The 14,748-nt window shown below is 68.5% G+C and carries 12 protein-coding genes; 11 read left to right on the top strand and 1 reads right to left on the bottom strand.

The window, feature by feature from the left end; all coding sequences use genetic code 11:
- The first annotated feature begins 24 nt into the window (after window positions 1-24).
- From C7C56_RS19675 to ftsZ, 11 genes are all read left to right on the top strand, one after another.
- Window positions 25-1,566, top strand: a complete 1,542-nt coding sequence (locus C7C56_RS19675) for a UDP-N-acetylmuramoyl-L-alanyl-D-glutamate--2,6-diaminopimelate ligase (RefSeq protein ID WP_106759069.1) — start codon at window positions 25-27, stop codon at window positions 1,564-1,566.
- On the top strand, window positions 1,566-3,005 hold the full coding sequence (locus C7C56_RS19670) for a UDP-N-acetylmuramoyl-tripeptide--D-alanyl-D-alanine ligase (RefSeq protein ID WP_106759068.1): 1,440 nt from the start codon (window positions 1,566-1,568) through the stop codon (window positions 3,003-3,005). Before C7C56_RS19675 ends, C7C56_RS19670 begins: the two co-directional genes overlap by 1 nt.
- 1 nt (window position 3,006) lies before the next feature.
- On the top strand, window positions 3,007-4,176 hold the full coding sequence (gene mraY, locus C7C56_RS19665; protein WP_106759067.1) for a phospho-N-acetylmuramoyl-pentapeptide-transferase: 1,170 nt from the start codon (window positions 3,007-3,009) through the stop codon (window positions 4,174-4,176).
- Entirely contained in the window at window positions 4,176-5,672 is a 1,497-nt protein-coding gene (gene murD / locus C7C56_RS19660; RefSeq protein WP_106759066.1) for a UDP-N-acetylmuramoyl-L-alanine--D-glutamate ligase, read from the top strand. Before mraY ends, murD begins: the two co-directional genes overlap by 1 nt.
- A complete protein-coding gene (gene ftsW / locus C7C56_RS19655; protein ID WP_106759065.1) occupies window positions 5,673-6,884 on the top strand; it encodes a putative lipid II flippase FtsW in 1,212 nt (403 codons plus the stop codon).
- Complete coding sequence (gene murG / locus C7C56_RS19650; RefSeq protein ID WP_106759064.1) at window positions 6,881-7,966, top strand: undecaprenyldiphospho-muramoylpentapeptide beta-N-acetylglucosaminyltransferase; 1,086 nt, start codon at window positions 6,881-6,883, stop codon at window positions 7,964-7,966. The genes ftsW and murG overlap by 4 nt, the downstream gene beginning before the upstream one ends.
- On the top strand, window positions 7,963-9,354 hold the full coding sequence (gene murC, locus C7C56_RS19645; protein WP_106759063.1) for a UDP-N-acetylmuramate--L-alanine ligase: 1,392 nt from the start codon (window positions 7,963-7,965) through the stop codon (window positions 9,352-9,354). Before murG ends, murC begins: the two co-directional genes overlap by 4 nt.
- Window positions 9,351-10,322 (top strand): D-alanine--D-alanine ligase, encoded by a 972-nt coding sequence (locus C7C56_RS19640; RefSeq protein ID WP_106759062.1) that lies wholly within the window; start codon window positions 9,351-9,353, stop codon window positions 10,320-10,322. Before murC ends, C7C56_RS19640 begins: the two co-directional genes overlap by 4 nt.
- Window positions 10,323-10,326: 4 nt before the next feature.
- Window positions 10,327-11,154, top strand: a complete 828-nt coding sequence (locus C7C56_RS19635; RefSeq protein WP_106759061.1) for a cell division protein FtsQ/DivIB — start codon at window positions 10,327-10,329, stop codon at window positions 11,152-11,154.
- A gap of 10 nt (window positions 11,155-11,164) precedes the next feature.
- Complete coding sequence (ftsA, locus tag C7C56_RS19630) at window positions 11,165-12,397, top strand: cell division protein FtsA (RefSeq protein ID WP_106759060.1); 1,233 nt, start codon at window positions 11,165-11,167, stop codon at window positions 12,395-12,397.
- 160 nt (window positions 12,398-12,557) lie between these two features.
- Window positions 12,558-13,760, top strand: coding sequence for a cell division protein FtsZ (gene ftsZ / locus C7C56_RS19625; protein ID WP_106759059.1), 1,203 nt, complete (start codon window positions 12,558-12,560; stop codon window positions 13,758-13,760).
- A gap of 67 nt (window positions 13,761-13,827) precedes the next feature.
- Here ftsZ and C7C56_RS19620 read toward each other — a convergent pair.
- Window positions 13,828-14,748, bottom strand: a 921-nt coding sequence (locus C7C56_RS19620) for a DUF4124 domain-containing protein (RefSeq protein WP_219933196.1), incomplete at its 5' end; no start/stop codon positions are given.

The following is a 14,748-nucleotide window of genomic DNA, read 5'->3' as shown; positions in this document are numbered from 1 at the left end:
GCACAATGACATGAGCACAATGACATGAGCACAATGACGACCCAAGACATCCGTAGCTGGACCCTGCGCGCCGCCCCCAGCGCCAGGCTGGCCTCCGACTCGCGCCGCATCGAAGCGGGCGACGTGTTCTTCGCCTGGCCGGGCGAGGCCGGCGACGGCCGCTCTCATATCGCCGGCGCGATCGAACGCGGCGCAGCGGCGGTGCTGTACGATCCGCGCGACTTCGCCTGGGACGGCGCCTGGGCGGTGCCGCACCTGGCCGTCGAGGACCTGAAAAACCGGGCCGGCCCGATCGCCCACGCCTGCCTGGCGATGCCCGACGCGGCCATGTTCACGGTCGGCCTGACCGGCACCAACGGCAAGACCTCGTGCGCGGTGTGGCTCGGCCAGGCGCTCGCGCGCCTGGGCGAGACCGCGGCCGTGATCGGCACGCTCGGCGTCGGCCTGTTCAAGGGACGCGCCGCGCCCGAATTCGACGTCACCGGCTACACCACGCCCGACGCGGTGCTGCTGGCGGCCAAGCTGGCCGAGGTGCGCGACGCCGGCGCGCTGGCGCTGGCGATCGAGGTGTCGTCGATCGGACTGGCGCAGGCGCGCGTGGCCGGCATGCATTTCGACGTCGCCGTGTTCACCAACCTCACGCGCGACCACCTCGACTACCACGGCGACATGCAGTCCTACGAGGACGCCAAGCGCATCCTGTTCGACTGGCCCGGCCTGAAAACGGCGGTGCTCAACCTCGACGACCCGGCCGGGCTGCGACTGGCCGCGCACCTGCTGTCGGTGGGCCCGGCGCGCCCGGCGATCATCGGCTACACCCTGCGCGACGCGGCCAGCCGGCCCGGCATCGACGGCGTGGCCATCCTGCGCGCCTCGCAGTTCAAGAGCCGCCACGCCGGCACCGACTTCCATCTCGAGTCGCCACACGGCGCGGCCACCGTCAAGACCGGGCTGGTCGGGCTGTTCAACGTGAGCAACGCGCTGGCGGTGCTCGGCGCGCTGCTGGCCAAGGGGGTCGCGCTGCGCGCCGCGCTCGAGGCGGTCGAGGCGCTCACGCCGGCGCCGGGACGCATGCAGCAGGTCGGCGGGCAGGACGCGCCGATGGTCGTGATCGACTACGCGCACACCCCGGACGCGCTCGAAAAAACCCTCGCCGCGCTGCGCCAGGTGGCGCACGAGCGCGGCGGCCAGCTGTGGTGCGTGTTCGGCTGCGGCGGCGACCGCGATCCGGGCAAGCGCCCGCAGATGGGCGCCATCGCCCAGATCGCCAACCACGTGCTCGTCACCAGCGACAACCCGCGCAGCGAGGCCCCGGCCGACATCATCGCCCAGATCGTCGCCGGCATGGACGCGGCGCACCCGCGCTCGCAGTTCCAGGCGATCGAGGACCGCGCCGCGGCGATCCTGTCGGCGGTCAAGCACGCGGCCAAGGCCGATGTGATCTTGCTGGCCGGCAAGGGCCACGAGCCGTACCAGGAGATCAAGGGCCGCAAGATGCCGTTCTCCGACGCCGACCACGCCGCGCTGGCGCTGGCCGCGCGCCTGACCATGATGAGGACCAACTGATGCGCGCAAACCTGGCACAAATGATCCCGTCGATGACGGGCGCGCGCATGACCCGCAACGCCAGTTTCGAGGGCGTCTCGACCGACAGCCGCTCGGTGCCGCCCGGCTCGCTGTTCGTGGCGCTGCGCGGCGAGACCTTCGACGCCCACGATTTCCTGGCGCAGGTCGGAACCAAAGGCGTCGCCGCGGTGGTGGTCGAGGCGCTGCCGCGGGACTGGACCGCGCCCGCGATCGTGGTGCCCGACACCCTGGCCGCGCTCGGCCAGATCGCCAATTTCTGGCGCGGCCAGTTCGCCATCCCCGTGATCGGCGTCACCGGCAGCAACGGCAAGACCACGGTCAAGGAGATGATCGCGGCCATCCTCGGCGCGGCCCACGGCGAGAGCCGGTGCCTGGCCACGCGCGGCAACCTCAACAACGAGATCGGCGTGCCGCTGACGCTGATGCGCCTGGAGGGCGCGCACCAGGCGGCCGTGATCGAGATGGGCATGAACCACCCGGGCGAGATCGCCCGCCTGTCGGCGATCGCCCAGCCCACCGTCGCATTGGTCAACAACGCCCAGCGCGAGCACCAGGAGTTCATGCACACGGTCGAGGCGGTGGCGCTCGAGAACGGCGCCGCCATCGCCGGCCTGGCCGCCGACGGCGTCGCGGTCTATCCGAGCGACGACACCTATACCGCGCTGTGGCGCGCCCTGGCGGGAGGGCGCCGCAGCGTCACCTTCGGCGTCGACGACACGGCCAGCGTCGGCTGCACCCATGCCGCCACCGAATTCGGCAGCGAGATGCAGGTGCTGCTGCGCCTCGACGGCGAGGCGCCGCGCCGCTTCGCGCTGCATCTGGCCGCGGCCGGCCTGCACAATGTGCGCAACGCGCTCGCCGCGATCGCCTGCGCGCTGGCCGCCGGCGTGCCGCAGGACGCCATCGTGCGCGGGCTCGAGGCTTTCGCGCCGGTCAGCGGGCGCCTGCAGCGCAAGCGGGCGAGCTGCGGCGCGACCCTGATCGACGACACCTACAACGCCAATCCGGACTCGGTGCGCGCGGCCATCGACGTGCTGGCGCAGGCGCGCGCGCCGCGCGTGCTGGTGCTCGGCGACATGGGCGAGGTCGGCTCGCAAGGACGGCAGTTCCACGAGGAGATCGGCGCCTACGCGGCCAGCCGCGGCATCGACACGGTGCTCGCGCTGGGCGACCTGGCGCGCCACCTGGCCGCCTCTGGCGCGCGCCATTTCGAGCGCATCGAGCAGTTGCTGGCGGCGCTAGAGAGCCTGCTCGGCGCGCACCCGGACGCCACCGTGCTGGTCAAGGGCTCGCGCTTCATGAGGATGGAGCGGGTCGTCGCCCACCTGGCCGGCGCCCCCGCCGCAGCGGACGCGGCAGCACCGGACGCGGCATCACCGGACGCGGCATCACCCAACACTGGTAAGGAATCACACTGACATGCTGCTCTGGCTCGCACAATACTTCCAGGCGGACATCGGCCCGCTGCGGATGTTCAACTTCATCACCTTCCGCGCCGTCTTCGCGACGATCACGGCGGTGGTGCTCGGGCTCGGCTTCGGGCCGGCCGTGATCCGCAAGCTGACCGAACTCAAGGTTGGCCAGGCGGTGCGCACGGACGGACCGCAAACGCACCTCAAAAAACACGGCACGCCGACCATGGGCGGGGTGCTGATCCTGATTTCGATCGCCATCTCGACGCTGCTGTGGGCCGACCTGTCGAACCGCCTGATCTGGCCGGTGCTGATCGTCACGCTCGGCTTTGGCGCGGTCGGCTGGGTCGACGACTACCGCAAGGTGGTGTTCCAGGACCCGAACGGCATGCGCTCGGCCGAAAAATACTTCTGGATGTCGCTGATCGGCGTCGGCGCCGCGCTGTACCTGGCGTTCTCGGTCTCGGCCAAGAGCACGAGCGAGGTGTGGCAATTGTTCTTCTCGTGGGTGCAGTCTGGCTTCACGATGGAACTGCCCAACAAGGCCGACCTGATCGTCCCGTTCGTCAAGACCATCAGCTACCCGCTCGGGGTGTGGGGCTTCATCGCGCTGACCTACTGCGTCATCGTCGGCACCAGCAACGCGGTCAACCTGACCGACGGCCTCGACGGCCTGGCGATCATGCCGACCGTGATGGTCGGCTCGGCGCTGGGACTGTTCGCCTACCTGACCGGCAGCGCGACGTACTCGAAGTACCTGTTCATCCCGCACATCCCGGGCGCCGGCGAGCTGCTCATCTTCTGCGGCGCGATGGCCGGCGCCGGACTGGCCTTCCTCTGGTATAACGCGCACCCGGCCCAGATGTTCATGGGCGACGTCGGCGCGCTCGCGCTCGGCGGCGCGCTCGGCACCATCGCCGTCATCGTGCGCCAGGAGATCGTGCTGTTCATCATGGGCGGCGTGTTCGTGGCCGAGACGGTGTCGGTGATGGTCCAGGTGAGCTGGTACAAGTACACCAAGAAGCGCTACGGGGTGGGTCGCAGGGTGTTTTTGATGGCGCCGCTGCACCACCATTTTGAACAAAAAGGCTGGAAGGAGACCCAGGTCGTGGTCCGCTTCTGGATCCTGACCATGATGCTGGTCCTGATCGGCCTGTCCACACTGAAGCTACGCTGATGCGCTACGACGGCAAACACGCACTGGTGCTCGGGCTCGGCGAATCCGGGCTGGCGATGGCGCAATGGCTCGCCCTGCGCGGCGCGCGCGTGCGCGTGGCCGACACGCGCGAGGCGCCGCAGCGGCTGCGGGAGCTGCGCGAAGCGCTGCCCGACGCCGAGTTCGTGGGCGGCGAATTCTGCGCCGAGCTGCTCGACGGGATCGACTTCGCCGCGCTCAGCCCGGGCCTGATGCCGACCCGCGAGCTGGCCGCCATCACCCCGGCCGCGATCACAAAAAACATCCCGCTGTGGGGCGAAATCGAGCTGTTCGCCCAGGCCCTGGCCGGCCTGCGCGCCGAGCGCGCCTACGCGCCCAAGGTGATCGCGATCACCGGCACCAACGGCAAGACCACCGTCACCAGCATGACCGGCATGCTGTGCCAGCGCGCCGGCCTGAGCGCGCGCGTGGCCGGAAACATCAGTCCGGCGGCGCTCGACGTGCTGCGCGAGGTGCTCGCCGCCGACGCGCTGCCGCAGGTGTGGATCCTCGAGCTGTCGAGCTTCCAGCTGCACACGACCTCGAGCCTGAACGCCGACGCCGCCACCGTGCTCAACCTGACCCAGGACCACCTCGACTGGCACGGCGACATGGCCGCCTACGGCGCCGACAAGGCGCGCATCTTCGGCCCCGACACCGTGCGCGTGCTCAACCGCGACGACGCGGCCGTCATGCGAATGGCCGCCGCCACCGCCGCGCCAATCACCTTCGGCACCGACGCGCCGCCGCTGGCCGACTGCCTCGGCCTGCAAAACGAGCGCGGCGTGCTGTGGCTGGCCGTCGGCGTGGCCGGCGAGCCGAGCGAGAAAAAACGCAGGAGGAACGAGCCGCCCGAAGTGGTGCCGTGCACGGTCAGCCGGCTGATGCCGGCCGACGCGCTGCGCATCCGCGGCCTGCACAACGCCTCGAACGCGCTGGCCGCGCTGGCCCTGTGCCGCGCCATCGGCCTGCCGTTCGCGCCGCTGCTGCACGGCCTGCGCGAATACCGCGGCGAGCCGCACCGGGTCGAGCTGGTCACCACGATCGGCGCGGTCGACTACTACGACGACAGCAAGGGCACCAACGTGGGCGCCACCGTGGCCGCCCTCAACGGGCTGGGCAAGGCCTTCGGCGGCGACCGGCAGCGCATCGTGCTGATCGCCGGCGGCGATGGCAAGGGCCAGGACTTCGATCCGCTGGCCGAGCCGCTCTCGCGCTATGCGCGCGCGGTGATGCTGATCGGGCGCGACGCCCCGGCGCTGCGGCGCGCGATGGCGCCGTCCGGGGTCGAGTTGGTCGACTGCGCCACGCTGCCCGAGGCGGTGCGGCGCGCCGCCGCCGCCGCCAACGAGGGCGACGCGGTGCTGCTGTCGCCGGCCTGCGCCAGCCTCGACATGTTCACCAACTACGCGCACCGCGCGCGGGTGTTCGTCGAGGCGGTGCGCGAACTGGCGCTCGAGCGGGGACAGGACATCTAGATGAAACTGCAGCTTCCATTCAAATTTTCGGGAACCCCGGCCGCCGGCGGACTGGCGGGCGGGCGCGCGCGCCCCTCGAAGATGATGGAATACGACCAGCCGCTGGTGTGGGTGACCGTGCTGTTGATGCTGCTCGGGCTGGTGATGGTGTACTCGGCCTCGATCGGGCTGCACGACTCGCCCAAGTTCGCCAAATACAGCAGCAACCATTTCGCCATGCGCCAGGCGATCTTCATCGCCATCGCCGTGTTCTTCGGATTGCTGGTGTTCCGGGTGCGGGTCGCGACCTGGCAGGACACCGCGCCCTGGCTGTTCGTGGCCACGCTGGTGCTGCTGGTGCTGGTGGTCACGCCGCTGGGCGTGACGGTCAACGGCGCCAGCCGCTGGCTGCCGCTCAAGTTGTTCAACCTGCAGCCGTCGGAGCTGATGAAGATCGTGATGGTCCTGTACGCGGCCGACTACACGGTGCGCAAGCAGGAATACATGCACAAGCTGACCAAGGGCTTCTTCCCGATGGTCGGCGCGGTCGGGCTGGTCGGCCTGTTGCTGCTGCTCGAGCCCGACCTGGGCGCGTTCGGCGTGATCGTCTGCATCGCCATGGGGATCCTGTTTTTGGGCGGGATCAACGCGATCTGGTTCGGCGGGATCGGCGCCATGCTGGTGCTGATCTTCACGTCCATCATCGCGTTCTCGGAGTTCCGCCGCGAGCGCCTGCTGGCCTACCTCGACCCCTGGACCGACGGCCACGTGCTTGGCAAGGGCTACCAGCTCACGCAATCGCTGATCGCCTTCGGGCGCGGCGAGTTCTTCGGGGTCGGCCTCGGCGGCAGCGTCCAGAAGATGCACTACCTGCCCGAGCCGCACACCGACTTCATCATGGCCGTCATCGGCGAGGAGCTCGGCCTGGCCGGGGTGCTGGTGGTGATCGCGCTGTTCTACTGGATCGTCAAGCGCGCCTTCGACATCGGGCGCCAGGCGATCGCGATCGACCAGACCTTCGCCGGCCTGGTGGCCAAGGGCATCGGCATCTGGATCGGGGTGCAGACCTTCATCAACATGGGCGTGAACCTGGGCCTGCTGCCGACCAAGGGCCTGACGCTGCCGCTGGTCAGCTACGGCGGCACCGGGGTCATCATCAATTGCATCGGTCTGGCCATCTTGCTGCGGATCGACTACGAAAACAGGGTTCTGATGCGGGGTGGACGTCTATGAAACGCCTGATGATCATGGCCGCGGGCACCGGCGGGCACATCTTCCCGGGGATCGCGATCGCGCAGACCATGCGCGCGCGCGGCTGGGACGTGACCTGGCTGGGCACCGCGCACGGCATGGAGCAGGAGCTGGTGCCGCGCCACGGGATCGAGATCGACGCCATCGATTTCACCGGCATGCGCGGCAAGGGCCTGCAGCACACGCTGGCCGGCGCCTTCAAGCTGACCGCCAGCTTCGTGAGCTGCCTCAAGTTCATCGCGCGCCGCAGGCCCGACGTGGTGCTGGGCATGGGCGGCTACGTCACGGTGCCGGGCGGGATGATGGCGCGCCTGCGCGGCGTGCCGCTGGCGCTGATCAACGCCGACGCCGCGCTGCTGCTGTCGAACAAGACGCTGACCCCGATCGCGCAGCGCGTGCTGTTCGGCTTTCCGGCCGACTTCGGACGCGCCGCCGGCAAGGCCACCGTGACCGGCAACCCGGTGCGCGAAGAGATCCTGGCGGTGGCGCCGCCCGGGCAGCGCTTCGCGGACCGCCAGGGCCCGCTGCGCGTGCTCGTCGTCGGCGGCAGCCTCGGCGCCAAGGTACTCAACGAGAGCGTGCCGGCGGCGCTGGCCCTGCTGCCCGAGTCCGCGCGCCCGCTCGTGGTGCACCAGTCCGGCAAAAAGAACATCGAGGCGCTGCGCGCCGCGTACGCGCAGGCCGGCCTGCGGGCCGAGGTGGTCGACTTCATCGACGACATGGCGCGCCGCTACGCCGAGGCGGACATCGTGATCTGCCGCGCGGGCGCGATCACGGTGTCGGAACTGACCGCGGCCGGCGTGGCCAGCGTGCTGGTGCCATTCGTGGCGACAACAACTAGCCATCAGCGCGACAATGCGCGCTGGATGGCGGGCCAGAACGCGGCGATCCACCTGGCGCAGGAGGATTTGAACCCACGCAGCATGGCGCAACTGCTGCAAACGCTTGGCCGCGGACAGTGCCAGGCGATGGCGCAGGCGGCGCGCGCGGTCGGCAAGCGCGACGCGAACGACGCGATAGCGGAAGTACTCGAAAAATTGGCGGGAACGGTGAAAAAATCATGAAACATAAAATCAAGAACATCCATTTCGTCGGCATCGGCGGCAGCGGCATGAGCGGCATCGCCGAGGTGCTGCTCAACCTCGGCTACAAGGTCTCGGGCTCTGACCTGGGCAGCAACGCGGCCACCCAGCGCCTGGCCGAGCTCGGCGCGACCGTGGTGCTCGGGCACGCCACCGAGAACATCGCCGGCGCCGACGCCGTGGTCACCTCGACCGCGGTCCAGCAGGACAATCCGGAGGTGGTCGCCGCGCGCGCGGCCCAGGTGCCGATCGTGCCGCGCGCGATCATGCTCGGCGAATTGATGCGCCTCAAGCGCGGCATCGCCATCGCCGGCACCCACGGCAAGACCACCACCACCAGCCTGGTCGCCTCGGTGCTGGCGCAGGGCGGGCTCGATCCGACCTTCGTGATCGGCGGGCGCCTCAACAGCGCCGGCGCCAACGCCAAGCTCGGCACGGGCGACTACCTGGTGGCCGAGGCCGACGAATCGGACGCCTCGTTCCTGAATTTGTCGCCGATGATCGAGGTGATCACCAACATCGACGCCGACCACATGGAGACCTACGAGCACGACTTCGAAAAGCTCAAACAGGCGTTCGTCAACTTCACGCACCGGCTGCCGTTCTACGGCCGCGTGATGCTGTGCATCGACGACAAGCACGTGCGCGACATCATCCCGTTCATCTCCAAGCCGATCACCACCTACGGCTTCAGCGAGCAGGCCCAGGTGCGCGCGGTCGACGCCAGCGCGGTCGGCCTGCAGATGCACTTCACCGTGATCCAGGCCGGCTACCCCGACACCGCGTTCGTGCTCAACCAGCCCGGCATGCACAACGTCCAGAACGCCTGTTCGGCGATCGCGATCGCGCGCGAGATCGGCGTCGCCGACAGCGCCACGCAGCAGGGGCTGGCCGAGTTCCACGGCGTCGGGCGGCGCTTCACGCGCTACGGCGAGGTCGACATCCCGGCCGGCGGCAGCTTCGCGCTGGTCGACGATTTCGGCCACCACCCGGTCGAGACCGAGGTCACGCTGGCGGCCGCGCGCGGCGCCTACCCGGGGCGGCGCATCGTGCTCGCGTTCCAGCCGCACCGCTTCAGCCGCACGCGCGACCTGTTCGAGGACTTCGTCAAGGTGCTCGGCACCACCGACGTGCTGCTGCTGGCCGAGGTCTACCCGGCCGGCGAGGCGCCGATCGTGGCCGCTGACGGGCGCGCGCTGGCGCACGCGCTGCGCGTCGGCGGCAAGGTCGAGCCGATCTTCGTCGAGGCGATCGCCGACATGGCCGCGACCATCATGGACGTGGTGTGCGACGGCGACGTCGTCATCACCATGGGCGCCGGCTCGATCAGCGGCATCCCCAACAAACTGACCAATTTCGCAAAGGCTTGAACGTGAGCTCCATTCCCATTGATGTAAAAGCGCTCGGCAAGGTCGGCGTGCTGTTTGGCGGCCGCTCGGCCGAACGCGAAGTGTCCATCATGTCGGGCAACGGCGTGCTCAAGGCGCTGCAAAGCCGCGGCGTCGACGCCCACGGGTTCGACCCGGGCGAGCGCGGCCTGGCCGAGCTGGCGGCAGAGAAATTCGACCGCGTGTTCATCGCCCTGCACGGGCGCTTCGGCGAGGACGGCAGCCTGCAGGGCGCGCTCGAGCAGCTCGCCATCCCGTACACGGGCAGCGGCGTGATGGCCTGCGCCATCGGCATGGACAAGATCTACACCAAGATGATCTGGCTCATGCACGGCCTGCCGACGCCCGACTACGCCACGCTCGAGCGGGGCACCGACCTGGCGCAGGTGGTGGACAAGCTGGGCCTGCCGCTGATCGTCAAGCCGCCGCACGAGGGCTCGACCATCGGCATCACCAAGGTCGGCGCCGCCGCCGAGCTGCGCGCGGCCTACGAGGTGGCGGCCGGCTTCGACGACGTGGTGCTGGCCGAGCAGTTCGTGACCGGGCGCGAGTTCACGGTCGCCGTGCTGGGCCGGGGCGCCGGCGCGCGCGCGCTGCCGATCGTCGAGATCGTCGCGCCGCAGGGCAACTACGACTACCAGAACAAGTATTTTTCGGACGACACCCAATACTTCTGCCCGCCCCAGCTCGACGCCGCCACCAGCGCCGAGATCGAGCGCATCGCGGTCGAGGCGTATGTGGCGCTGTGCTGCGAGGGCTGGGGCCGGGTCGACGTGCTGCTGCGCGAGAGCGACAACAAGCCGTTCCTGCTCGAGGTGAACGCCTCGCCCGGCATGACCGGCCACTCGCTGGTGCCGATGGCGGCGCGCGCGGTCGGCATCGGCTACGAGGACCTGTGCCTCGAGATCCTGGCCTCGGCGCGGCTCAAAATGAACACGGGACGGGGCTGACACCATGTGGCAAGACGCGCGCGCCATGAACACGATCGCCAGCGGCCTGATGGCCGCGGTCGTGCTCGCGTGCGTCGCCTCGGGCGTGTGGTGGCTGTCGCAGCGTTCGATGTTCACGCTGCGCAGCATCAGCGTCGAGAGCATGTACGGCATGGAGCTCAAGCACGTGAACCGGCTGACGCTGCGCGAGGGCGCGGCCGGGCGCATCAAGGGCAATTTTTTCACGACCGACCTCGAGCAGGTGCGCATGGCCTTCGAGGCGGTGCCCTGGGTGCGCCAGGCCACCGTGCGGCGCGAATGGCCGGACCGCTTGATCGTCGAGCTCGAGGAGCACGAGGCGCTGGGCACCTGGGGCGAGGACGGGCGCATCCTGTCGGTCAAGGGCGACCTGTTCACGGTCAACCTGGCCGAGATCGAGGACGAGCGCGCGCTGCCCGAATTCGACGGGCCGGAGGGCAGCGAGAAGGAGGTGCTGGCCCGCTTCGCGCAGCTGCGCGGCTGGTTCGCGCCGATCCGGCTCACGCCGCAGGGGCTGTCGCTGTCGAGCCGCTACGCGTGGACGGTCAGGCTCGACAACGGCACCAGCGTCGCGCTCGGGCGCGAGCAGGACAACAAGACGCTCAGGACCCGGGTCGAGCGGCTGGTGGGGATCTACCCGCAGCTGCTAAGCCGGCTGGGCGAGGGCATCGGCACCATCGACATGCGCTACCCGAACGGGCTGGCGTTGACGGCCGACAGTTTGACGGTGCCGGCGGACGCGAGCAAGCCGGTGCAGAGCGCGGCAAAAAAGCAGATTTCGAGCAGTACTACAACAAGCATAAACAGACAGTAGGCGACAGCAAATGACTAAAGACGCGAAAAACCTGATCGTCGGCCTCGACATCGGCACCTCGAAAGTGGTGGCGGTGGTGGCCGAAGTGATGTCCGACGGCCGCCACGAGGTGATCGGACTCGGTCAGCACGAGTCGAAGGGGCTGAAGAAGGGCGTCGTCGTCAACATCGAGGCGACGGTCGAATCGATCCAGCGCGCGCTCGAGGAGGCCGAGCTGATGGCCGACTGCAAAATCCGCAACGTCTACGCGGGCATCGCCGGCAGCCACATCCGCTCGTTCAATTCGAGCGGCATGGTCGCCATCAAGGACAAGGAGGTCACCGCGACCGACGTCGCGCGCGTGATCGAGACGGCCAAGGCGGTCAACATCCCGACCGACCAGCAGCTGCTGCACACGGTGCCGCAGGAGTTCATCGTCGACAGCCAGGAGGACGTGCGCGAGCCGATCGGCATGAGCGGCATCCGGCTCGAGGTGCGGGTGCACATCGTCACCGGCGCGGTGTCTGCGGTGCAGAACATCGTCAAGTGCGTGCGCCGCTGCGGGCTCGAGGTGTCGGACCTGATCTTGCAGCCGATGGCCTCGGCCGACGCCGTGCTCACGCTCGACGAGAAGGAGCTCGGCGTGGTGCTGATCGACATCGGCGGCGGCACCACCGACATCGCCGTGTTCTCGGACGGCGCGATCCGCCACACCGCCGTGATCCCGATCGCCGGCGACCAGATCACCAACGACATCGCGATGGCGCTGCGCACCCCGACCTCGGAGGCCGAGGAGATCAAGATCCGCTACGGCGTGGCCAAGCAGGTGCTGGCCGATCCGGGCGAATCGCTCGAGGTGCCGGGACTGGGCGACCGCGGCCCGCGCACGCTGTCGCGCCAGGCGCTGGCGGCGGTGATCGAGCCGCGCGTCGAGGAGCTGTTCGCGATGGTGCACCAGGTGGTGCGCGAGTCCGGCTACGAGGGCGTGCTCTCGTCGGGCATCGTGCTCACGGGCGGCAGCGCGATCATGCCGGGCATGGTCGAGATGGCGGAGGACATTTTTCTGAAACCGGCGCGCCTGGGCACGCCGGACTACCGCGGCCAGCTGGCCGACGTGGTGCGCAGCCCGCGCTACGCCACGGTGCTCGGGCTGCTGCTCGAGGCGAAGAAGCAATATCTGCGCGGCCACATCGTCACGCGCCAGGACGGCTCGGTGACGGCGGTCTGGCAGCGCATGAAGGAATGGTTTTTGGGTAATTTTTAGGCAGCACAGGCGGCACAGGCGGCACAGACGGCACAGGCGGCACAGGCGGCACCGGGGCAGCACACATATCTTTGTTTTTTTACCGCAGTTTTCAACCTCCAGGTTTCATACGCATATGAGTCCTGGCGCTTGGAAACCGCACTTTGACTAGGAGTATTTCATGGAGTTCGATATGGTCGATAACGCAGCATTAGGCACCAACATCAAGGTTGTCGGCGTTGGCGGAGCGGGCGGCAACGCGGTCCAGCATATGATCAACAAGGGTGTTTCGGGCGTTGAATTCATCGCCGCCAACACCGACGCGCAGGCGCTGGCCACCTCCGGCGCGCACAACGTGATCCAGATCGGCGAGTCCGGCCTGGGCGCCGGCATGAAGCCGGCGGTCGGGCGCCAGCTGGCCGAGGAATCGCGGGCCCGCATCGAGGACGCGTTGCGCGGCGCGCACATGGTCTTCATCGCCGCCGGCATGGGCGGCGGCACCGGCACCGGCGCCGCGCCGATCGTCGCCGAGATCGCCAAATCGATGGGCGCGCTGACGGTGGCGGTGGTCTCGAAGCCGTTCTCGTACGAGGGCCAGAAGTGCATGGACATCGCCGAGGCCGGCCTCGAGGAGCTGTCGCAGCACGTCGATTCGCTCATCATCATCCTCAACGAGAAGCTCGAGGAGATCTACGAGGACGAAAGCATGATCGACTGGATGAAGCACGCCGACGATGTGCTCAACAACGCGGTGGCCGGCATCGCCGAGATCATCAACGTGCCGGGCCACATCAACGTCGACTTCAACGACGTCAAGACCATCATGGGCGAGCAGGGCAAGGCCATGATGGGCACGGCGACGGCGTCGGGCGTGGACCGCGCGCGCATCGCGGCCGAGCAGGCCGTGGCGTCGCCGCTGCTCGACGGCATCGACCTGTCGGGCGCGCGCGGCGTGCTGGTCAACGTGACGGCCAGCCGCGGCTTGAAGGGCAAGGAAATCAAGGAGGTCATGGCGGCGGTGCGCGCCTTCGCCGCGCCCGACGCCTCGATCGCGCAGGGCATCGCGTACGACGACGACATGGGCGATGACATTCGCGTGACGGTGGTCGCGACCGGGCTGGGCAAAGCCAAGAAGGCGATGCAACTGGTGCAGCAGCCGATGCTGCGCACCGGCACCAACGGCGGCGCGATGATGGCCGGTGGCGGCGCCACGGTCGGGGTGCAGATGGGCATGGGAGCGGCGCACGGCGCGGGCACATCGGAAGGGCTCAAGCAGCCGGCCGTGTGGCGCCGCGAGCAGGCCTCCGAGCAGGTGCAGGCGATGCAGCGCAATGGCGTCGAGACGTACGACATTCCAGCCTTCCTGCGCAAGCAAGCCGACTAAGCGCACTTCATGGTGGACGGCCCGCGGGCCGGAAAAGCCGGGGGCCTCCCCGGCTTTTTCACGTCCGTCACTTGGCCATTGGCGGCAGGTCCGGGTATTTGATCCGCACGGCTTCCTGGTCGCTCATGCCGCGTTTGGCAGGCTCGGGTGGCAGGACCATGTCGATGCCATAGTATTTCTTCATGGCCCAATTGCATTGCAGGTAGTCGCCCGCGGTCGGTTGCAGGTCATGTTGCCAGGATTCGTCGCGAAGGTAGCTCATGACCGATCTGCGGTCCTCGTGGATGTGCCGGAGGCCGAGCACATGGCCCATCTCATGCATGATGACAAAGGCCAGCCGGTCGTCACCCTTCCTCGTGTGCAATGCGATTCCGGAATGCAAGCTTCCATAGCCTCCCATGAGAAACGCGTCATGCGCCGGATGCCGGATTCCCGCCAGCGCGGGCAACCAGAAGACGCTGACAGCCTCGGGGCTTCCGCGTGCCACCCGGGGCGCGGTTCCGGCATATTCGAGATAGACGGCGCATTCCGAGGTCCACAAAGAGACCGCCTGGCGGATCATCGATTCCACTTTTTCGACCGGGTGTTCTATCGGAGCGTCGGTGGGATCGTAGAAAAGCCGGATGACCGCCTTGCGCTTGGGCGCGGCGGGCATTGGGGCGCGGCCCGCGCGCGCGGCCACGGTTGCCGGGCGGCGCGCGCTGGGCGGCGGCGCAGCCGGATAGGCGATCGCGCTTTCCTTGCCCGCATTCCCGATGGCACTGCAGGTCGAATTGCTATAGGTCACTTTGCCGTCGGCTTCGACACAGCGGAAGAGTTCGCCCGCCGCGCCCGGGGCGGCAATGACGAGCGCGGCGGACAAGGCGACGAGGCGTAGACCGGAGGACAGCTCGGTGGACAGCTCCATAGGGTTCGGCCGCGTGAAGTGACGATTGCCCATTGTCCGGTAAATACGCACCCATGACCAGCATAAATATCTCGCAATCAA

This window comes from Massilia glaciei (assembly GCF_003011895.2).
In the GTDB taxonomy this organism is placed as follows: Bacteria; Pseudomonadota; Gammaproteobacteria; order Burkholderiales; family Burkholderiaceae_D; genus Telluria_A; species Telluria_A glaciei.
The sequence above is the reverse complement of the archived record's forward strand: the minus strand, read 5'-3'. Positions and strand labels throughout refer to the sequence as shown.